Here is a 20319-nt window from a genome sequence, read left to right as displayed (position 1 = left end):
GCGTTTGAGCGCACGGGCGCGAAGCGCACGTATCGGGGTCCGGGGCGGAGCCCCGGGGAACGGGCGAAGGGCGGGTAGGGGACCTCGCCCCGCGCAGCGGCCCACCCACCCGCAGGCGACGGCCGGGCCCCAGCCGGGGGCGGCGGCCCCGCCCCGCCACCGGCGGACGGAGGCCGCCACAGCGGCGCGAAGCCGGGAGGCGGCCCCGGCGCCGGGCCGCGCGAGCCGGGCGTCAGGAGGGAGCGGGGGCCGGGTGGAGCTGGTCCGCCAGCCAGGTCGGGATGCCGCCCAGGAGGTGGAACAGGCGGCGCGCCTCCGCCCGCAGCCGGGAGGCCTCCGGCTCCGGTTCCACCTCCGCCAGCGCGGCCAGCGCAGGGGCCGTGCCCACCAGGAAGCCCAGGTCCTCCCGGATCCGCAGGGACTCCGCGAAGCCCTTGCGGGCCTCCGCCACCTCCCCGTCCCGCAGCGACAGCGCCGCCAGGTGCCGCCACGTGAAGGACAGCAGCAGCACGTCCCCGTGCGCCTCCGCCCCCGCGTGGGCGCGCCGGTAGGCCGGCCGGGCCGCCTGCGGGGCGTCCGCCAGGTGTTCGGCCACCAGCCCCCGCCGGAAGTCCAGCAGCGGCCGGGTCCGGGACCCGGGGGACAGCAGCGCCGCCGCCCGGCCCAGCGCCGAGCGGGCCTCGTCCGCCCGGTCCCTTACGCCGAGCACGGTCGCGGCGTAGGCCAGCTGGCCCCGCTCGCAGGCGGCCGCCCCCCGCTCGTCGTCGTCCCGGGCCGTGGCCTCGGCCGCCCGCAGCGCGTCCTCCGCCTCGCTCCAGCCCTGCCCGGTGAACAGGCACCGTTCGACCAGGAGCGCGGTCCGCTGGACCGCCGCCCAGGCCTCGTGCGCGTGCGGCGTCAGCAGGGCCGCCGCGTCCGTCCAACAGCCGCGCGAGCGCAGCCGCCATATCGCCCGCTGGAGGGGGTCGTCGCCCCCGGTAGGTCCCGCACCGGACATGGCGGTATCCGCCACATTGCCCTCCCCGAAGCAGCCAGCAGCAACCAAGCAGCACGTCGTTGAGCCCTGGGGCGAAATGAGAGCACGGATCGGCGGCATCGGCCAAGGGGTCGGGTGAACTCTTTCACAAAGTCCGGACGGTTCGTCAGCGGCCCCCGTCCGGCCCCTTCGTGTGCATTCGGTCAGCTCATGCGCAGTGCCAGGAAGAAGTCCAGCTTGTCCTCCAGCCGCGAGAGGTCGCGCGCCGTCAGCTGCTCGATTCGCCCGACCCGGTAACGCAGCGTGTTGACGTGCAGGTGCAGCCGCGTCGCGCAGCGGGTCCACGAGCCGTCGCAGTCGAGGAACGCCTCCAGGGTCGGGATGAGCTCCGCCCGGTGCCGGCGGTCGTAGTCCCGCAGCGGGTCCAGCAGCCGGGCCGTGAAGGCGCGGCGCACGTCGTCCGGGACGAACGGCAGCAGCAGCACGTGCGAGGCGAGCTCGTGGTGGCCCGCGGCGCAGACCCGGCCCGGCCGGGCGGCGGCCACCCGGCGGGCGTGCCGGGCCTCCTCCAGCGCGCCGCGCAGCCCCTCGGCGGAGTGCACGGCCGCGCTGACGCCCAGGGTGAGCCGGCCGTCGTCGGCCAGGCCGGCCGCCAGCGGCTCGCGTACGGCGGACAGCAGCGCGTCGGCGTGCAGGGCGGAGTCCGGGCCCTTGTCCTCGCCGGGCTCGCCGGGGAGCGCGGGCAGCGGCACGAGGGCGATCGCCTCGTCCCCCGCGTGGGCCACCGCGATCCGGTCGGACGGCTCCGGCCCGGACAGCGACGGGTCGACGAGGATCTCCTCCAGCAGCGACTGGGCCACCGGGCCGCCGGGGATGTCCCCGCCCTCCCAGTCCACCCGCGCCACGACGACCTGCCAGTGCGGGGCGGAGCCCAGCCCGGGCAGCAGCACCGGGGCGGCCACCCGCAGGCGGGCGGCGATCTCGGCGGGCGGCGCGCCCGTCTGGACCAGCTCCAGCACCTCCTGCGCCAGCCGGCGGCGCACCGTGCGGGCCGCGTCACGGCGGTCCCGTTCGACGGCGATCAGCTGGGTGACGCCCTGGAGCAGGTCGAGCCGCTCGGCCGGCCAGTCGCCGGCGTCCGCCTCGACCGCGAGGAGCCAGTCGGACAGCACGCTCTCGCGCACGTCACGGGCCCCGGGGCCCTGGCCGCGGCCCACTCCCCTGATCGGGAACAGGGAGTAGGTAATACCCTGGATGGACAGCCGGTGCGGGCCCCTGCGGCCGGTCCGGACCGCCGCGAGGTGTTCGCTCGCCAGCGTCGCGCAGACGCCCGGGGCCAGGGGTTCACCCGCCCCGGCGATCTGCCGCCCGGTGGGGGAGAGCACCCAGGCCCGCAGATCGAGGTCCGTGGTGAGCAGATCCAGCACCACATCGGGTCCGCCACCCGCCGGCCCCGAGGTCATCAGCCGCCGGTGCCGGTCCACGACGGCCGCGAGGTCGCCCGCACGCTCGCCGGAGACCTGCCGCACCACGTATTCCGTGATGGTGGCGAATGCAACGTCCTCGTTCACGGCGAAGATCGGGAGCCGATTGCGCCGACAGGCTGAAACCAGATCATCGGGAATGTCGCCGAGTTCCGCTTCGCCCGCCGCGAGGCCGGCCACGCCGGCGCTCGCAAGGATTCGTACGAATGGCTCGGAGTCGGCTGAATTTCTTCGCCATGCCAGGCCAGTGAGGACGAGTTCTCCTCCGGAGAGGTATCGGCTGGGATCCCTCAGGTCGGTCGTCATGACCCCGCGGACCGTCCGGTCGAGTTCTTCCTCGCCGCCCAGCAGCCGCAGCCCCAGCGCCTCGGTTTCCAGCAGTGCGCGCAGCCGCATGATGTCGCCGCCGATCTGTCTCGAATGTTGCCGTTGGAAATCGGGCAGGTCGTCGCATCCTGCCTTTCATACGAATCTACAAGACGAGGGAGGCACCCAGCCAACTGCTTCATGGTTTCGGTGACTGCACCCCGGGGCGCCGGGCTTGTGTACTGGCTCCACACCGCGTTAACAGCACGTGAACGACCAGTCGAGGGCCCCTAGGCCTCCTGGCTTGAAGTGAACGGCCCGACTAAGAAGAAGAGAGCCGCACATGGACTTCCTTCGCCCCGCCAGCTGGGAGGAGGCACTCGCCGCCAAGGCCGAGTACCCCACAGCTGTGCCGATTGCGGGTGGCACCGACATCATGGTCGAGATCAACTTCGACCACCGCCGTCCGGAATACCTCCTGGACCTGGGCCGCATCGAGCTGCTGCGGGAGTGGGAGGTCGGCGAGGAGGTCACCGAGCTGGGTGCCTCCGTCCCGTACACCCAGATCATGGAGAACCTGCGCGGTACTCTCCCGGGTCTCGCGCTCGCCTCGCACACGGTCGCGTCCCCGCAGATCCGCAACCGCGGCGGTGTCGGCGGCAACCTCGGTTGCGCCTCCCCCGCCGGTGACTCCCACCCCGCCCTGCTGGCCGCCGGCTGCGAGGTCGAGGTCGAGTCCGTACGCGGCTCCCGCATGATCCCGATCGACGAGTTCTACACCGGCGTGAAGCGCAACGCGCTCGCCGCCGACGAGCTCATCAAGTCGGTGCACATCAAGAACGCCACGGGCCCCCAGCAGTACTCGAAGGTCGGCACCCGCAACGCGATGGTCATCGCCGTGTGCGGCTTCGGCCTCGCGCTGCACCCCGACACCCGCACCGTCCGTACGGGCATCGGCTCCGCCGCCCCGACCCCGGTCCGGGCCAAGGCCGCCGAGGAGTTCCTGAACGCCGCGCTCGAAGAGGGCGGCTTCTGGGACAACGGCAAGGTCATCACCCCGTCGATCGCCAAGCAGTTCGGTGAGCTCGCGTCCGCCGCGTGCAACCCGATCGACGACGTCCGCGGCACGGCGAAGTACCGCCGTCACGCGGTTGGCATCCTTGCTCGCCGCCAGCTCGTCTGGACCTGGGAGCAGTACCGCGGCACCAACGGCCGCTCGCTTGAAGGGGCTGCGTAACCATGCGCGTCAATTTCACCGTCAACGGTCGTCCGCAGGAAGCCGACGACGTCTGGGAGGGCGAGTCCCTCCTCTACGTGCTGCGCGAGCGCCTGGGCCTGCCCGGCTCGAAGAACGCGTGTGAGCAGGGCGAGTGCGGCTCCTGCACCGTCCGCCTCGACGGCGTGCCGGTCTGTTCCTGCCTGGTCGCGGCCGGTCAGGTCGAGGGCCGCGACGTGGTGACCGTCGAGGGCCTGGCCGACTTCTCCAAGCAGCGCGAGGAGCACGGGCACGCCTGTGGCAGCGGCGCCTGCGGCGGCGGCAAGGGCGTGTCCACGGACGAGGCCAAGCAGTGGTCCGCCAAGGGCACCGACTCCCAGACCGGTGAGGGCGTGGAGCTCTCCAACATCCAGCAGGCGTTCATCGACGCCGGCGCGGTCCAGTGCGGCTTCTGCACCCCGGGTCTGCTGGTCCAGGCCGACGCGCTGCTGGAGCAGAACGCCGACCCGTCCGACCAGGACATCCGTGAGGCCCTGTCCGGCAACCTCTGCCGCTGCACGGGCTACGAGAAGATCCTCGACGCGGTCCGCCTCGCGGCCGCCCGTCAGGGAGAGGCGGTCTGATCATGGCTCAGAACACCCGCACCGTGGGTACGCCGACGAACGTCACCCAGAAGCACAACAAGGGCGGCATCGGCGAGTCCACGCTCCGCCCGGACGGCACCCTCAAGGTCACCGGCGAGTTCGCGTACTCCTCGGACATGTGGCACGAGGACATGCTGTGGGGCCAGACCCTGCGCTCCACCGTCGCCCACGCCGAGATCGTCTCCATCGACATCTCCGAGGCCCTGGCCATGCCGGGCGTCTACTCGGTGCTGACGTACGACGACCTGCCGGCCGAGATGAAGAACTACGGCCTGGAGATCCAGGACACCCCGGTCCTCGCCAACGGCCGGGTACGCCACCACGGTGAGCCGGTCGCCCTCGTGGCCGCCGACCACCCGGAGACCGCCCGCCGCGCGGCCGCCAAGATCAAGATCGACTACAAGGAGCTGCCGCTCGTCACGGACGAGGCCTCCGCCCTCGCCGCCGACGCGCCGCTGATCCACCCGGGCCGCGACGACCACCACTCCGGTCACGTCCCGCACCCGAACATCGTGCACCGCCAGCCGATCATCCGCGGCAACGTGGAGGAGGCCCGCAAGCGGGCCGACGTGATCGTCGAGGGCGAGTACACCTTCGGCATGCAGGACCAGGCCTTCCTCGGCCCGGAGTCCGGCCTCGCCGTACCCGCCGAGGACGGCGGCGTCGACCTCTACGTCGCCACCCAGTGGCTGCACTCGGACCTCCAGCAGATCGCCCCGGTCCTGGGCCTCCCGCCGGAGAAGGTCCGCATGACGCTCGCGGGCGTCGGCGGTGCCTTCGGCGGCCGCGAGGACATCTCGATGCAGATCCACGCCTGCCTCCTGGCCCTGGCCACGGGCAAGCCGGTCAAGATCGTCTACAACCGGTTCGAGTCCTTCTTCGGCCACGTGCACCGCCACCCGGCGAAGCTCTGGTACGAGCACGGCGCCACCAAGGACGGCAAGATCACGCACATGAAGTGCAAGATCGTGCTCGACGGCGGTGCCTACGCCTCGGCCTCCCCGGCCGTCGTCGGCAACGCGTCCTCCCTCTCGGTGGGCCCGTACGTCATCGACGACGTGGACATCGAGGCGATCGCGCTCTACACGAACAACCCGCCCTGCGGCGCGATGCGCGGCTTCGGCGCCGTCCAGGCCTGCTTCGCGTACGAGGCCCAGATGGACAAGCTCGCGGCGAAGCTGGGCATGGACCCGGTCGAGTTCCGCCAGCTGAACGCCATGGAGATGGGCACGATCATGCCCACCGGCCAGGTCGTGGACTCCCCGGCCCCGGTCGCCGAGCTGCTGCGCCGGGTCAAGGCCCGTCCGCTGCCGCCGGAGCGCCAGTGGGAGACCGCCGGCGAGGCCGCGGACGTCCGCGCCCTGCCCGGCGGCCTGTCGAACACCACCCACGGCGAGGGCGTCGTGCGCGGCGTCGGCTACGCGGTCGGCATCAAGAACGTCGGCTTCTCCGAGGGCTTCGACGACTACTCCACCGCCCGCGTGCGCCTGGAGGTCATCAACGGCGAGCCCGTCGCGATGGTCCACACGGCCATGGCGGAGGTCGGCCAGGGCGGTATCACCGTCCACGCGCAGATCGCCCGCACCGAGCTGGGCGTCACGCAGGTGACCATCCACCCGGCCGACACGCAGGTCGGCTCCGCCGGTTCCACGTCCGCCTCCCGGCAGACGTACATGACCGGTGGCGCGGTGAAGAACACCTGTGAGCACGTCCGCGAGGCGCTGCTGGAGATGGGCCGCCGCAAGAACGGCTCGTACCACCCGGCGTGGGCCCACGCGGAGCTCCTCCTGGAGGGCGGCAAGGTCGTCACCGACGGCGGCGAGGTCCTCGCGGACATCGCCGACATCCTGGAGAACGAGGCCATCGACCTTGAGCTCGAGTTCCGTCACCGTCCGACGGTCGCCTTCGACCTGAAGACCGGCCAGGGCGACGGCCACGTCCAGTACACCTTCGCCGCGCACCGCGCGGTCGTCGAGGTGGACACCGAGCTCGGCCTGGTCAAGGTCGTCGAGCTGGCGACCGCCCAGGACGTCGGCAAGGCGCTCAACATGCTCTCCGTCGTCGGCCAGATCCAGGGTGGCACCACCCAGGGCCTCGGCGTGGCGGTCATGGAAGAGATCATCGTGGACCCGAAGACCGCGAAGGTGCGCAACCCCTCCTTCACGGACTACCTGATCCCGACCATCCTCGACACCCCGACCATCCCGGTCGACGTCCTGGAGCTCGCCGACCCGAACGCGCCCTACGGCCTCCGCGGCCTGGGCGAGGCCCCGACCCTGTCGTCCACCCCGGCCGTCCTCGCGGCGATCCGGGCGGCGACCGGCCTGGAGCTCAACAAGACGCCGATCCGTCCGGAAGCCCTCACCGGGACCCTCTAGGACCGGCCCGGTCCGGGGGCCGCGAGGCCCCCGGACCCCCACGGACTCTCCGGGCGGTGCGGACACGGGAACGTCACACTTGCCGCCCGCACCGCCCGGAGCACCGAAGTAACCGCACCGCTCGCGGTCAGCTTCACCCGCAGTACCCCTGCAAGAACCCCCACGTAGTACCAGCGGTCACCCCCGCACTACCCGCAGTACACGCAGTGCACATTCGCGTCGCCTCGGGCCGTCACCCCGGGTCGTGCAGCCAACGCAATTTCCCAAATCCCGCGTCTCCAATCTCCATGCGGGTGCCCCTTTGAACCTTGGGAGTCAGGCACCATGACCCAGTCGTCTGTGGAGCCCAAGACCACCGCGGAAGAGGCCGGCGACGGCTCTCTGAACCCCGCGGGGCGTTCTTGGCTCGACCGTTACTTTCACATCACCCATAGAGGGTCGTCCGTCGGCACCGAGATTCGTGGCGGCGTCACGACCTTCATGGCCATGGCGTACATCCTCCTGCTCAACCCGCTGATCCTCTCCGGCAAGGACGTCGCCGGCGACACGATGAGCCAGAAGGCCCTGATCACGGCCACCGCCTTCGCGGCGGCCGCGACCACCCTCCTGATGGGCTTCATCGGCAAGGTCCCGCTGGTCCTCGCCGCGGGCCTGTCCGTCTCCGGCGTCCTGTCCTCGCAGGTCGCCCCGCAGATGACCTGGCCGCAGGCCATGGGCATGTGCGTCATGTACGGCGTCGTGATCTGTCTCCTGGTCGTCACCGGCCTCCGCGAGATGATCATGAACGCGATCCCGCTCGCGCTCAAGCACGCGATCACCATGGGCATCGGCATGTTCGTCGCCCTGATCGGTCTCGTGAAGGCCGGCTTCGTGGGCAAGGGCCCCGAGTTCGGTCCCCCGGTCCAGCTCGGTTCGGTCGGCGAGCTCGCCGGCTGGCCGGTCCTGATCTTCTGCATCACCCTGCTGGCGATCTTCATGCTCCAGGCCCGCAAGGTCCCGGGCGCCATCCTGATCGGCATCGTCGGCGGCACCGTCATCGCGGCCATCGTCAACGCCGTCGTCGACATCGACCCGAAGGCCTGGAAGAACGGCCCGCCGGTCCTCGACGGCTCCGCGATCTCCATGCCCGACTTCTCGCTGTTCGGCAAGGTCGAGTTCGGCGGCTGGGGCGACGTCGGCGTCATGACCGTCGGCATGATCGTCTTCACCCTCGTGCTCGCCGGCTTCTTCGACGCCATGGCCACCATCATCGGCGTCGGCACCGAGGCCAAGCTGGCCGACGACCAGGGCCGCATGCCGGGCCTGTCCAAGGCGCTGTTCATCGACGGCGCCGGTGGCGCCATCGGCGGCATCGCCGGCGGCTCCGGCCAGACGGTCTTCGTCGAGTCCGCCACCGGCGTCGGTGAGGGTGCCCGCACAGGTCTCGCCTCCGTCGTCAGCGGTCTGCTCTTCGCCGCCTGCCTCTTCTTCACCCCGATCACGCAGATCGTCCCGGGTGAGGTCGCCTCCGCGGCCCTGGTCGTCATCGGCGCCATGATGATGCAGAACGCCCGCCACGTGGACTGGGCCGACGCCGCGACCGCGATCCCGGTCTTCCTGACCGTCGTGATCATGCCGTTCACGTACTCGATCACCCCGGGTGTCGCCGCCGGTGTCCTCTCCTACGTGGCCATCAAGGTCGCGCAGGGCAAGGCCCGCGAGATCGGCGCCTTCATGTGGGCGCTCACCGTCGTCTTCGTGATCTTCTTCGCGCTCCACCCCATCGAGGCGTGGCTCGGCGTCAAGTAGACCGGCGAAGATCGGTACCGACCCGACCGGCATCCGGCTCCCTAGGCCCGGTGCCGGTCGGGTCACCACCTTTCACGCAACCCATACTGGAAACCGAACCTCTCCGAGGAGGCCGCACATGCTGGACATCGCCGAAGAACTGAACCGGTGGGTCGAGCAGGGACGTGACTTCGCCGTGGCCACCGTGGTGGCGGTCGGCGGCAGCGCGCCCCGGCAGCCCGGAGCCGCCCTCGCCGTCGACAGCGAGGGCACGGCCATCGGCTCGGTTTCCGGCGGCTGCGTGGAGGGGGCGGTCTACGAGCTGTGCCGGCAGTCGCTCGAGGACGGCGAGACCGTCCAGGAGCGATTCGGCTACAGCGACGACGACGCCTTCGCCGTGGGTCTGACCTGCGGCGGCATCATCGACATCCTGGTCACCCCGGTCCCCGTCGGCTCCCCCCGCCGCGAGGCCCTGGCCACCGCCCTGCGCGCCGCTTCGAACGGCGAGGCCGCGGCCCTGGCCCGGATAGCGGACGGCCCGGCCGAGCTGATGGGCCGCGCCCTGGTCGTCCTCGCCGACGGCTCCTTCGAAGGCGGCTTCGGCGGTCACCCCGAGCTCGACCGGACCATCGCCGAGGAGGCCCGCGCCATGCTGGACGCCGGCAAGACCGGCCTCCTGGAGATCGGCGCCGACGGCAGGCTCTGCGGAGAGCCCCTCAAGGTGCTCGTCGAGTCCAGCGTCCCGCCCCCGCGGATGATCGTCTTCGGGGCCATCGACTTCGCCGGCGCCCTGGTGCGGATCGGCAAGTTCCTCGGCTACCACGTGACGCTGTGCGACGCCCGGCCCGTGTTCGCCACGAAGAAGCGCTTCCCCGAGGCGGACGAGATCGTGGTCGACTGGCCGCACCGCTACCTGGAGGCCGAGGCCGGCTCCGGTGCCGTCGACGGCCGCACCGTGCTGTGCGTCCTGACCCATGACGCCAAGTTCGACGTCCCGCTCCTCGAACTGGCCCTCAAGCTGCCCGTCGCCTACGTCGGCGCCATGGGCTCCCGCCGCACCCACGAGGACCGCAACAAGCGGCTGCGCGAGGTCGGCGTGACCGAGCTCGAACTGGCCCGCCTGCGCTCCCCGATCGGCCTGGACCTGGGCGCCCGCTCCCCGGAGGAGACCGCGCTGTCCATCGCCGCCGAGATCGTCGCCAACCGCCGCGGCGGCAGCGGCGCGGCCCTGACCGGCGCGCACATCCCGATCCACCGGGACTCCTCGCACACCGTCGTCGCCCGCATCGGCTCCGTCGCCTGAGCCCTGGCGGCACACCGCCGCACCGGCACGACCGAAGGCGCGACCTCCCGAGGGTTGCGCCTTCTTCGCGTCCCGCCTATTTTACCGGCCGGTAACGGAGTAACGGAGCTTCTTCGCAACGGAGTTGAGCGGATGTCCCGGTACGGTCGCACCCCCTCGCGCACCCCTTCACGCACCCTCCGCCTGGCCTGCGCCCTGGCGCTGGCGGGTCTCGCGGCCGTGCTGGGCCCGGCCGCCGCCGCGTCCCCCCGGCCGGCGCCCGCCGCCGAACCCGGGCTGCGGGAGGTGCTCTTCGTCGGCAACAACTGGGAGGGCACCGCCGACGTCCTCGCCTCCACCGGCGACCTCGCCCGGGTCGGCCGGATCAACGTGATCCCCGACAAGGAGGAACGGCTCCGGGAGATCTACCTCAACCCCGTCAAGCTCGGCTTCTTCCTCGGCATCCGGGCCACCGCCGGCGAGGGCCACGACCAGTTCGTCGACGACATGTACACCACCCCGGACGGCACGGCCGTGGTCGTCTCGCGCCCCAGCTTCGCCGATGTGGTCTCCGTCGACCTGCGCACGGGACACGTCAACTGGCGCTTCCCGGTCGCCGGTTACCGCTCCGACCACATGGCCGTCTCGCCCGACGGCACCCGGGTGGCCGTCTCCGCCTCCACCGCGAACACGGTGCACGTCCTCGACATCGCCACCGGCCGGCAGGTCGGCTCCTTCGCCACCGGCGACAAGCCGCACGAGAACACCTTCACCCAGGGCGGCCGCCTCCTGTGGAACAGCTCCATCGGGGACGTCACCTCCGCCCTCGACGCGCCCTGGCTGGACTGGACGAAGGGGGACCGCAAGCTCACCGTCGTCGACGCGCGGACCTTCCGCACCGTCCGGACCGTCGACATGCGCGAACGCCTCGACGCCTTCGGCCGCGGGGACCTCTCCGACGCCGTCCGCCCCATGGTCTTCACCCCCGACGAGTCGAAGCTCTACTTCCAGGTCTCCTTCTTCAACGGCCTCGTCGAGTACGACGTCGCCGCCGACCGGATCACCCGCGTCAAGACCCTCCCCGAGTCCCCCGCCACCAGCACCGACCGCACCACCTGGGTCAACGACTCCCGCCACCACGGCCTGTCGATGAGCCCCGACGGGAGCAAGCTCTGCGTCGCGGGCACCATGGACGACTACGCCACCGTCGTGGACCGCGCCACCCTCGCCGAAGGCCCCCTGGTCCCCGCCGACAAGCCCTACTGGGCCACCGTCGACGGCGACGGCAAGGGCTGCGTCATCTCCGAGAGCGGCGCCGACCGGGTCACCGCCATCGACTTCGCCACCGGCGCCAAGCGGGTCTCCGTCCCCGTCGGCGACCACCCCCAGCGGGTCCGCCTCGGCCGGGTCCCGGCGGACTGGAGCGGCCCCGGCGCCCGGCGGGCCCCGGAGCCGGTCCGGGAGTAGCGTGGGAGGTGTAACGGCCGCCGCGTCTCGCGCCCCGTGCAAGGAGAGCCGCGCGTATGTCCGCAACCTCCCGTACACCAGGCTCCCGCGCCGCCCGCGGCGCGGCCCTCGCCCTCGCCCTGTTCCTCGGAGTCTGCGGCGCCGGACCGGCGTCCGGGGCCGCGGTCTCCGGCGACACCAGTGACATCGCGGTGGGGGACTGCTTCAACGCCAGCGTCGCGCCCAAGGACTACCGGACCGACAAGGTGACCCAGGCGCCCCTGACGGTGGACACCGTGCCCTGCGACCAGCCCCACCAGTCGGAGGCCTACGCCGTCTTCACCCTGCCCGACGGGCCCTACCCGGGAGAGGCCGGGCTCCTGCCCATCGCCCGCGAGAAGTGCGGGGGCAAGGCGCTCTCGGACTACGTGGGCGCCGACGCGAAACTCTCGGCCACGTTGACGGAGTACTTCTTCGGCCCGGGCGCCGCCAACTGGAAGGCGGGCGACCGCAAGCTGATCTGCTACCTCAGCGAACCCGCGGGCAAGACCACCGGCTCCCTCCGCGCCACCTGATCCTGAGTTCGCACAGATCAAGCCACTATGGTGCATGCCGTCCGCGATGACCGATTAGTCTCGTGATCATGGTGGACATCCGCGAGGTACCCGAGGACGGCATCGCCCGCGCGCAGGAGCACGCCTACCTGGTCTTCCACGACCGGCCGGAGCCGCAGGGGCGTGCCCGCCACCACGCCCTGCTCAGCCGCTGCGACCGGCTCGGCGCCTACGACGGGGACGCCCTGGTCGGCTTCATGGCGGCGCACCCCTTCCGCCTCTCCGTCCCCGGCGCCGAACTCGGCTGCCCCGGCCTCACCTTCGTCTCCGTCGCCCCCACCCACCGGCGCCGCGGGGTCCTCACCGCCCTCATGGACGAACAACTGCGCCGCGCCGGGGCGGCGGGCAGCCCGCTCCTCTGCCTGTGGGCCTCCGAAGCCGCCATCTACGGCCGCTTCGGCTACGGCCCCGCCACCCAGGGCCTCACCGTCGAGATCGACTCCCGCCGTCCGCTGGCCCTGCGCGTCGACCCCGATCCGCGCCCCCTGAGGCTGGTCGACCCCGCCGACGCCCTCGCCGTCGTCGGCCCGCTCCACGAAGCCGCCCGCCGCGCCCGCGCCGGCCGCCCGAGCCGCAGCCCCGCGCGCTGGGCCGAGGAATGGCTCTGCGAACAGGACGAGGAAGACGAGGAGTTGGGACCGCCCCGGATCCTCGCCCTCGGCACTCCCGGGGAACCGGTGGAGGGCTACGTGCTCTACCGCACCAAACACGAGTCCGACGACGGCGCCGCCCGCACGTCCGGCCTGGTCCGCGTGGACGAGCTGGAGGCCACCACACCGGCCGTGGCCGCCGCCCTGTGGACCTACGTGGCCTCCCTCGACCTCACCGCAACCGTGCGCGCCTGGGGCCGGCCCCTGGACGATCCCCTGCTGTCCTTCGCGGCCGACCGCGACCAGGTGAGGGTCACCGCCCAGTTCCCCGCGCTCTGGCTGCGCCTGGTCGACGTCGGGGCGGCGCTGACCGCGCGGTCGTGGGCGGCCCCGGTGGAACTCGTCCTGGACCTGGCCGACCCGCGGCTGCCCGCCAACGCCGGGCGGTTCCGGCTCAAGGCGGGCCCGGGCGGGGCGACGTACGAGACGGCCCGCGCCGCCCCCGACCTGAGCCTGGACGTACGGGACCTGGCCGCCTGCTACCTGGGCGGGACCCGGGTCACCGAACTGGTCGCCGCCGGGCTGGTGGCCGAGCACACCCCGGGCGCGGCGGCGGCCCTGGACGCGGCCCTGCGGACGGACCTGCTGCCGCACACCGCCGACGAGTTCTGACGGGGTTCGACCCGGCCCCGGACGGCGGTGGCGGTGGCGGCGGGGGCGGTGGTGGCTGGGGCTGTGGCGGCGGGGGCGGGCGAGCGGACCGCCCCCGCCGCTGCCCGGCTCAGACGGGCAGCCCGATCCGCGCCGCCGCCATGCCGAAGCCGCTGCTCAGGACGGCGCCGGACAGCCCGCCGCCCTGTCGGCGCAGATCCTCCTCACCATAACGCCGCGCCCTTTGGTGCCAGTTGAGGACTCCCGCCAGCCAGTCACGGAGTTCCTCCGCGTAGGTGTCGAGGCAGGCCCGCGCCCGGGCGTCCAGTCCGCGGTCCTCGCAGAGCTGCGGCAGGAGGTTCGCGACGATGTGCTGGAACTCCTCCACCCGCTGGTTCATGAGGGAGTGGCAGATGTGGAGGGCCTCGGGATAGCCGATGTCGAAGAAGTTGCGCGTGACGACCAGGTGGTTGTGCATGTCACCCTCGAACTCCACCTCCTTCTGGTAGGAGAAGATGTCGTTGACGAGGCAGCCGATGTCCGCGGCCGCGTTCTCCAGCGACCGGACGGTCCCCGAGCGGTAGATCTCTTCGGGGACGCCCCGGCCCTCGTGGCCGAGCCGGCACATGTACATGGTCAGTTGCGAGCCGAAGGTGCGCCGGCGCATCTCCGCGTAGTCCACCGGGTCCGGGACGCGGTGGTGGGCCAGGTTCTCCACCTCCCACACCCAGCTCTCCAGCATGTCCACCATGGTCGCCCGGAACTCGGCGCGGGCGGCCTCGGTCATGCCCGCGGCGGTCCGTTCCCACAGGTCGGCGAGGGAGCGTTCCATCGCGGTGACCGGCTCCGGCCCGGTACCGGCGCCGTCCGCGGGCATCATCGACAGGAGCCGAGCCGTGGTGGCCTTGGCCGCCGGGACGTTCCCGGACCGCCCGAACACCAGCGGGTAGTAGTCGTCCGCGTACGTCCCCCAGGTCAGCCAGCAGGCGCTGAGCAGCAGTTCCGCGGCCGTCGCGTCGGGATCGATGCCGGCCGCGCAGAGGGCGAAGTCGTACCCGCGCACCTTCTGCTCGGTCCAGATCGCCGAGCCGGGGTCACCGGGCTGCGGCTCCAGCAGCCCCATGCTCCGTGCCCACTCCACCGAGCCCTCGCGCGCGTGCGCGTGGTGCGGGCTGAGGGACAGCGGGAACGGCAGCCGGATCTCGGGGATCACCGAGGGGCCGGTGCGTTCGAAGGGGGTGAAGGAGAAGGAGCGGCGGCGCATCTCCACGGACCGCCGGGTGAAGACCGACCCCAGGTCGAAGGCGCTGGTCCCGAGCCCGCTCGGCAGGAAGGGCAGGGACAGCCGGGTGGTGGGCCCGGCCCCCTCGTTCATGTAGCGGCTGGAGACCATGTGCCACTCGTGCCCCCCGGACTGCCAGTCCTGGAGGCCCTTGACGTAGGCGAGGACGGCGGCGATCTCGTCCGGGGCGAGGGCGTGGTCGGCGAAGAGGCGCGGGAGTTCGGCGAGGGCGGTCTGCTCGAACTGCTGGAGGCGGGAGGTGATCAGGTCGTTGGAGATCTCGGCGGCCTCCTGGGTGGAGCAGCCGAGGAAGGTCTCCAGCACCAGCACGGCGTTGGACAGCTCGCCCTCGTCGGTGACCTCGCGCTGGTAGGAGAAGATGTCGTTGCGCACGTGCACGGCGTCGGCGAAGGAGTCGCGCAGCACGCCCAGCGGACGCGAGTGCGCCACCCGCGCCGGCACCTCGGCGGCCACGTACTCGACCAGTCCGGCCGACCAGGGCGCCCCGCCCACCTTCCGGCGCATCTCGATGTACTCGAGGGGGTTGGCGACCCGGCCGATGTCGATGTTGGCGAGCTCCCACATGGACTCGTCGAGCAGGTTCTTCGTGGACAGTGAGAACCGCTCGCGCCAGTCGGCCGACATGGCGGGGACGGTGCGCGCCCACAGGTCCGCGAGCCCGGCCTCGACGGGGTTGGTCGCCTCGGGGAAACCTTCCGCCGGCTCCATCGGCATGAAGGCGGCGAGCCGGTCGAGGTAGGCCCGGGCCCCTTCGCGGTCCTGGGAGCGCTTGAAGGTCTCCAGGAAGTGGTCGTCGAAGAAGAACACCCACACGTACCAGTCGGTGACCAGGGACAGCGCGTCGCCGTCGCAGTCGGGGTGCGTGTAGGAGCAGAGCAGCGCGTAATCGTGCGAGTCGAGGTCCCCCTCGTCCCACACCCCGGACCCCTCCAGCATCCCGAGCCCCCGGGCCCACCGCTTGGTGTGGGCCCGGGCCTCCTCCAGGTGGGGGTTCAGCCGCGCCGGGTACGGCAGGTAGAACTCCGGCAGTTGAAACGGCTGCTGCGTCACGACGGGGCGGGCCTTTCGTCCGGTCACGGGGCCCGGCCGACCCGGCCCCCGCACGAGATCAGCACTGCCCTACCCCCGGCGCCCGGGGGATAAGGGGGAGTTCACCGCTTCAGGTGACCCGGAGGGGGTTTCCGGGCGAGGGGGCCGGCGGGGGGTTAGCGCGGGTCTCACGCGACCGGCCCGGCCCCTCGGAGCGAGGGGCCGGGCCGGTCGGTGGTGCGGTGGTGCGGTGGTGCGTCAGGGTGTCGGGATCGGCAGGGGGGCGGTGTTGAGGGTGGGCACGTTCCAGCGCTGCGGGTTGGTGCGGTTGCAGTCCCAGAGGTACGGCTGAGTGCCGATGATCATGTTGCTCGCATCGAGGCAGCGCCCGGAGACGGGGTTGTAGAGGCTGCCGTCGGCGCGGGGCAGGAACTGCTGCGCGGGGTGGTCGTGGCAGGTGTACAGCTGGATAAGCGTGCCGTTGGTGGTGCCGGCGTTGGTGGCGTCGAGGCACTTGCCGGCGACGCGGACGGTACCGTCGCCGCGCACCTCGAACTTCTGGGCGGCGCCGCCCTCGTTCTCGTTGCAGTCCCAGACCTGGATCTTGTTGCCGTCGGTGGTGTCGGCGTGCTCGTTGTCGAGGCACTTGCCGACGGCGCTGAGCGTGATCTTGCCCGTGGCCGCGGGCGCGGTGGGGGAGGCGGCGTACGGGTAGACGGCCAGGTTGCTGATGCCGCCGGTGAAGCCGCCGTAGAACCAGTCGGGCTTGGCGCCGGACTGGTAGCGGCCGAGGACGAACGGTCCGGCGGGCGCCGGGCTTGTGGCGGCCTGGTGGTTGCCGCTGGCGGCGAGGGTGCCGTTGACGTACAGGCTCATGAGCCCGGTGTCGGCGTTGTAGACCGCGGTGATGAGGGCCCAGGTGCCCGGGGTGTAGTGGGCGGCCTCGTTGACGGCGTCGGACCAGTCGTACGGCCATCCGCCGTCGTCGCCCTTGGCGAGGGCGAAGCGCCAGTTGTTGTTGGCCGGATCGGCGTACAGGGTGAAGGCGCTGTTCTTGAGCCCGTCCTGACTGGCGATGAGCCCGCCCTGGGCACCGGGCTTGGCCCAGGTGGTGAGGGTGAAGCTCTTGCGGGTGTCGACGACCGGGCCGGTGGTGGTGATCGCCGCCGGGTTGCCGGTGAAGGCCGCGTAGGCGGTGTCGCGGCCGCCGATCTTCTCGGTGGGGAAGGTGACGCCCGTCGTGGTGGCCGGGTAGCTGCCGACGGCGCTGGGGGTGCTGGTTCCCGTCTGGCCGGTCAGCTTCCACTGGGCCTTCGGGGTGTTGAGGTTGCCCAGCGAGACGGGGAACTGGTCGACACCGGTGACGGACGGGTGCGGCGTGGCGCTGCCGACGCCGTTGAAGGCGACCAGCTGCTGGTTGGCGTCGACGGCCCAGAGGTCGGGCACGCCGTCACCGCTGATGTCGCCGTCGGATCCGACCCGGGGGTAGAGCTTGGGGTCGGCCTTGCCGGTGATCGGGCCGGCGGCGGGGTCCGTGAAGCCGGTGAGGTCGGGGGACTGGGCGGTGCCCTTCACGGAGAAGGCGTGCAGGCTGCCGTCCGCCCGGGAACGGGCCCACAGGGTCGGGAAGGCGGTGCCCTGGGCACGGCCGGGGGTGATCAGGTCGTATCCGGACCAACGGGTGTCGTTGGCCGACAGGAGGACAGCCGGTGACGTCAGCTGGTTGGTCGACCCCGGCGACGCCAGCCAGAGGCGACCGTTCTCCACGAACAGCAGGGAGGAGCGGGGCAGAGCGCCGTTCGCGTTCACCACGTCGCCGTTCGGGGAGCCGAACGAGGCGATCTGCGTGACGTTGGCCCAGTTCGTGCCGTAGCCGTACGCGGCGCAGTCGATGGCGCTGCCGGAGGGCAGGGCGCAGGAGCCGGGCTTGACGACCCGGCTGGGGGCCTGGCCGTCGAACTGTCCGCCGTTGCCGTCGTTGAGGTACTGGTGCAGGTCCGGATTGCCGGGCTGGTGCGCGAGCAGGTCGTCGACGGTCTTCAGGCCGAGGCTGCCGCGGTGGCTGATCTGGATGCCGTTCCAGCCGTTGCCCCCGGGGGCCGGCCGGATGCGGGCGTTGGGCGCGGCCGCAGGATCGGTGCCGCCGCCGAATTGGCGCAGGTTGCCCGCCGAGTCGGGCAGGAGCACGTCGGCCTTGCGGTCGCCGGACACGTCACCGAACACCGGGTCCGGGCTGTTGGGGTTGGAGGGGGCGTAGTAGGCGTAGGCCACGGGCTGGGAGAGGTTGCCCGCCACGTCCTGGGTCTGGACGTACAGGTAGTTGGTGCCCCAGCGCTGCGGGGTGAGGTTGACCGTCGCCGTGCCGTTGGCGAGCTTGACGATGCCGGCCTCGTTGTCCGTGCACTTCCAGCTCGTGGAGGCCGCCCTGACCGGGTCGGTGGTCCAGCGGGCGCAGGCGAGCCCCGAAGTGCGGCTGCCGTTGGCGGGGGCGGGGTCGGTGCCCGTGAGGGTGAAGACGCCTTCCTGCCCGGCGAGCTTCGGGTGCGCGCCGATGGTTCCGGACGCGGGGAAGTCGGTGGAGGCGACGGTGGCGGTCGGCGGAGTGCTGTCGACGCGGAAGTAGCACCGCTCGGTGTTGACGCTGGTGAGCGTTCCGTCGGTGGTGTTGGACCACCAGCCGTAGAGGTGCCCGTCGGTCAGTCGGCCGATGTCCACCGTGTGGTCGCCGCTGCCGAGCCAGCCGGTGCGCACGTACACGGAGTTGTCGCTGTCGGCGGTGTCCCAGTACTGGAAGGTCGTCTGGAGCTGCTGTCCGACCGGGGAGTTGGAGGCGGTCGTCAGGGTGATGTTGTTGTTGGCACCGACCCAGCCCGCGTTGTCCTGCGGATTGGGTGTGTTGGGGGTGTTGCAGCTCGCGTAGGCGGCCGTGTCCGCGAAGCCGGGGGTGGGCCCGGTGCGGGGGGAGGTGCTGGTGGGCCGGATGTCGTACGTCACCTTGATGTGCGGGCTGTTGCTGAACCGCTGCCGGTAGTACTTGTTGTTCTCGTCGTCCGGCGCGAATCCGAAGGTGAAGTGAGGCCACCGGTCCCGTGCGGCAGCCTTCATCTGGGTGGTGACGTCGTACTGGATGTCGCCCGTGCCCGAGACCCAGTTGCCGCCGATCTTCGGACATCCGCCCATGACGGAGTCGCGGGCGCAGGGCTGGTTGTTCCAGCTGGTCGGGTTGCCGATCGGGCCGGTGTGGTACAGGCCCATGGGCGAGGCCTGATCCGGGCTCGAGGAAGTGACGATGGTGGCGTTCAGCCGCGCGTCGATGACCTCGGCGCCGTAGATGGCGGAGTTGACGCCGACCTGGAAGTAGGCGCGTTCGCGGCCGAACCGTGCGCACGCGTACGGGGCGGAGCTGAACCCGCAGTAGCCCGCGGCCGGCTTGTCCTGGCCGCTGGCGGTGCCGTTGTACTCGTTGGTGTCGGGGTACGCCTCCTGGACCTGCGACCAGGCCAGGGTGCCGTTGTCGACGTCGGGGTTCCAGCCGGGGTCGATGTACCAGGGACCGGTGCCCTGGCCGAGGAGCGCGGCGTCGGGGACGAGCTGGATGCCGCTCGCGTCGGCGGTCGTCGCGATCTGTGCGACGGCGGCACCGGCGCCCGGGCCGTCGGGGCCGGACGCGGCGGCCTCCGCGGCCTGCCGCTGCTCCGCTGCGGGGGCGGAGCGCTGGGCCGGCGCGGCGGAGGTCTTCGTCCCGGCGGTCTTCGTCCCGTCGGTCTTCGCGCCGTCGGCCTTCGCCGGTGGCGTCCGGTCGGCTCCGTTCGAGGAGTCCCACATGAGGGGGGTGGGGGCCGAGAAGCGGCTCTTCCCCTGCGCGTCCGTGGCCTTGAGGTTTCCGGCGCCGTCCGCGGAGACCGCCAGCCCGTTCGCCTCGATGCCGAACCGCAGCTTGCGTACGGCGGGATCCGCAGCGGCCGCCGCAGTGTGGACGACCAGCACCTGGCGCCAGCCGCCGACCGGGGTGGCCGTCAGCTCCAGGTCGACATCGGGCAGGACTCCCTTGTACAGGGCGCTGGTTCCGTTGAGGACGGGCTTGGGAAGCGGAAACGGAGCCTTGAGGGCCAGCTGCTTCCCGTCAGCCGTGGCCATGGCCGCCATGGGGCCGTCCCCGCCACCGGAGAAGCTCAGCCTCGAGGCGGCGGAGACCGGGCCGACGGTCCCGTCGGGATTGACGCGAAGGGTGGCGTCGAGTCCGTGCCACAGCCCGTCCGTGCCCTTGACCCGCTCCGGCACCGGGGTGGAGTCGCTGGTCAGAGTGCCGTCGGGGTTGGCGACGGTCTGGGAGTTGCCCGTGGTCAGGTACTCGATCGGTACGGGCTTCCCGCTGCTCTTGGCCGCCGTACGGGCTTCCTCCACGGCTTTCTGCCGGGCGGTCGGAGCGGGGCCGGGAGTGGCCGCGGGCCACTTGGTCCCGGAGGGTCCGTGGTCGGATGCAGCGGCCGCCATGGCCGGCGGTCCGAGCAGGGAAACGGAACCGAGGGAGAGCACGACAGCACCCGCGACGGGCAGCGTCCTCGCGATGCGAGGCACCCCCAGCCTGCGGCCCCCCGGTCTTGCTGCGCGTGATGGAAGGAACGACGGCCTC

At 71.8% G+C, this 20319-nt stretch carries 12 protein-coding genes; 8 read left to right on the top strand and 4 right to left on the bottom strand.

Going from position 1 to position 20319, the window contains the following annotated elements:
- Positions 1-232: 232 nt before the first annotated feature.
- A complete protein-coding gene (locus tag ACFVXK_RS10945; RefSeq protein WP_389611186.1) occupies positions 233-997 on the bottom strand; it encodes a hypothetical protein in 765 nt (254 codons plus the stop codon).
- A 182-nt stretch (positions 998-1179) separates the two neighbouring features.
- Positions 1180-2856 (bottom strand): PucR family transcriptional regulator, encoded by a 1677-nt coding sequence (locus ACFVXK_RS10940; RefSeq protein ID WP_389611182.1) that lies wholly within the window; start codon positions 2854-2856, stop codon positions 1180-1182.
- A gap of 253 nt (positions 2857-3109) precedes the next feature.
- Here ACFVXK_RS10940 and ACFVXK_RS10935 point away from each other — a divergent pair, with 253 nt between their 5' ends.
- From ACFVXK_RS10935 to ACFVXK_RS10900, 8 genes are all read left to right on the top strand, one after another.
- A complete protein-coding gene (locus ACFVXK_RS10935; protein ID WP_389611181.1) occupies positions 3110-4003 on the top strand; it encodes an FAD binding domain-containing protein in 894 nt (297 codons plus the stop codon).
- A gap of 2 nt (positions 4004-4005) precedes the next feature.
- The gene (locus tag ACFVXK_RS10930; protein ID WP_389611179.1) at positions 4006-4605 is read left to right on the top strand and encodes a (2Fe-2S)-binding protein; all 600 of its coding nucleotides are present in this window, start codon (positions 4006-4008) and stop codon (positions 4603-4605) included.
- 2 nt (positions 4606-4607) lie between these two features.
- Positions 4608-7004, top strand: a complete 2397-nt coding sequence (pucD, locus tag ACFVXK_RS10925) for a xanthine dehydrogenase subunit D (RefSeq protein ID WP_389611178.1) — start codon at positions 4608-4610, stop codon at positions 7002-7004.
- Positions 7005-7328: 324 nt separating this feature from the next.
- Positions 7329-8792, top strand: a complete 1464-nt coding sequence (locus ACFVXK_RS10920) for an NCS2 family permease (RefSeq protein WP_385527630.1) — start codon at positions 7329-7331, stop codon at positions 8790-8792.
- 118 nt (positions 8793-8910) lie between these two features.
- Positions 8911-10074, top strand: coding sequence for an XdhC family protein (locus ACFVXK_RS10915; RefSeq protein ID WP_389611177.1), 1164 nt, complete (start codon positions 8911-8913; stop codon positions 10072-10074).
- Between the two features lie 132 nt (positions 10075-10206).
- On the top strand, positions 10207-11520 hold the full coding sequence (locus ACFVXK_RS10910; protein ID WP_389611176.1) for a YncE family protein: 1314 nt from the start codon (positions 10207-10209) through the stop codon (positions 11518-11520).
- Between the two features lie 56 nt (positions 11521-11576).
- Positions 11577-12074: a septum formation family protein gene (locus ACFVXK_RS10905; protein ID WP_389611175.1), complete on the top strand. Its 498-nt coding sequence runs from the start codon at positions 11577-11579 to the stop codon at positions 12072-12074.
- A gap of 68 nt (positions 12075-12142) precedes the next feature.
- Positions 12143-13375: a GNAT family N-acetyltransferase gene (locus ACFVXK_RS10900; RefSeq protein WP_389611174.1), complete on the top strand. Its 1233-nt coding sequence runs from the start codon at positions 12143-12145 to the stop codon at positions 13373-13375.
- A gap of 109 nt (positions 13376-13484) precedes the next feature.
- Here ACFVXK_RS10900 and ACFVXK_RS10895 read toward each other — a convergent pair whose 3' ends face one another.
- Both ACFVXK_RS10895 and ACFVXK_RS10890 read right to left on the bottom strand, forming a co-directional pair.
- Positions 13485-15734: a germacradienol/geosmin synthase gene (locus ACFVXK_RS10895; protein WP_389611173.1), complete on the bottom strand. Its 2250-nt coding sequence runs from the start codon at positions 15732-15734 to the stop codon at positions 13485-13487.
- Between the two features lie 210 nt (positions 15735-15944).
- Positions 15945-20090 (bottom strand): ricin-type beta-trefoil lectin domain protein, encoded by a 4146-nt coding sequence (locus ACFVXK_RS10890; protein ID WP_389611172.1) that lies wholly within the window; start codon positions 20088-20090, stop codon positions 15945-15947.
- Positions 20091-20319: the final 229 nt, after the last annotated feature.

It is taken from the genome of Streptomyces sp. NPDC058157 (assembly GCF_042884105.1).
Taxonomy (GTDB): Bacteria; Actinomycetota; Actinomycetes; order Streptomycetales; family Streptomycetaceae; genus Streptomyces.
This window is presented reverse-complemented; position numbering and strand designations above follow the sequence as displayed.

Excerpts from the sequence above, each read along its gene's own strand:
- ACFVXK_RS10945 (WP_389611186.1), bottom strand. The coding sequence starts at position 997 with ATGTCCGGTGCGGGACCTACCGGGGGCGACGACCCCCTCCAGCGGGCG.
- ACFVXK_RS10905 (WP_389611175.1), top strand. The coding sequence starts at position 11,577 with ATGTCCGCAACCTCCCGTACACCAGGCTCCCGCGCCGCCCGCGGCGCG.
- ACFVXK_RS10910 (WP_389611176.1), top strand. The coding sequence starts at position 10,207 with ATGTCCCGGTACGGTCGCACCCCCTCGCGCACCCCTTCACGCACCCTC.
- ACFVXK_RS10930 (WP_389611179.1), top strand. The coding sequence starts at position 4,006 with ATGCGCGTCAATTTCACCGTCAACGGTCGTCCGCAGGAAGCCGACGAC.
- pucD (WP_389611178.1), top strand. The coding sequence starts at position 4,608 with ATGGCTCAGAACACCCGCACCGTGGGTACGCCGACGAACGTCACCCAG.
- ACFVXK_RS10940 (WP_389611182.1), bottom strand. The coding sequence starts at position 2,856 with ATGCGGCTGCGCGCACTGCTGGAAACCGAGGCGCTGGGGCTGCGGCTG.
- ACFVXK_RS10920 (WP_385527630.1), top strand. The coding sequence starts at position 7,329 with ATGACCCAGTCGTCTGTGGAGCCCAAGACCACCGCGGAAGAGGCCGGC.
- ACFVXK_RS10900 (WP_389611174.1), top strand. The coding sequence starts at position 12,143 with ATGGTGGACATCCGCGAGGTACCCGAGGACGGCATCGCCCGCGCGCAG.
- ACFVXK_RS10935 (WP_389611181.1), top strand. The coding sequence starts at position 3,110 with ATGGACTTCCTTCGCCCCGCCAGCTGGGAGGAGGCACTCGCCGCCAAG.
- ACFVXK_RS10915 (WP_389611177.1), top strand. The coding sequence starts at position 8,911 with ATGCTGGACATCGCCGAAGAACTGAACCGGTGGGTCGAGCAGGGACGT.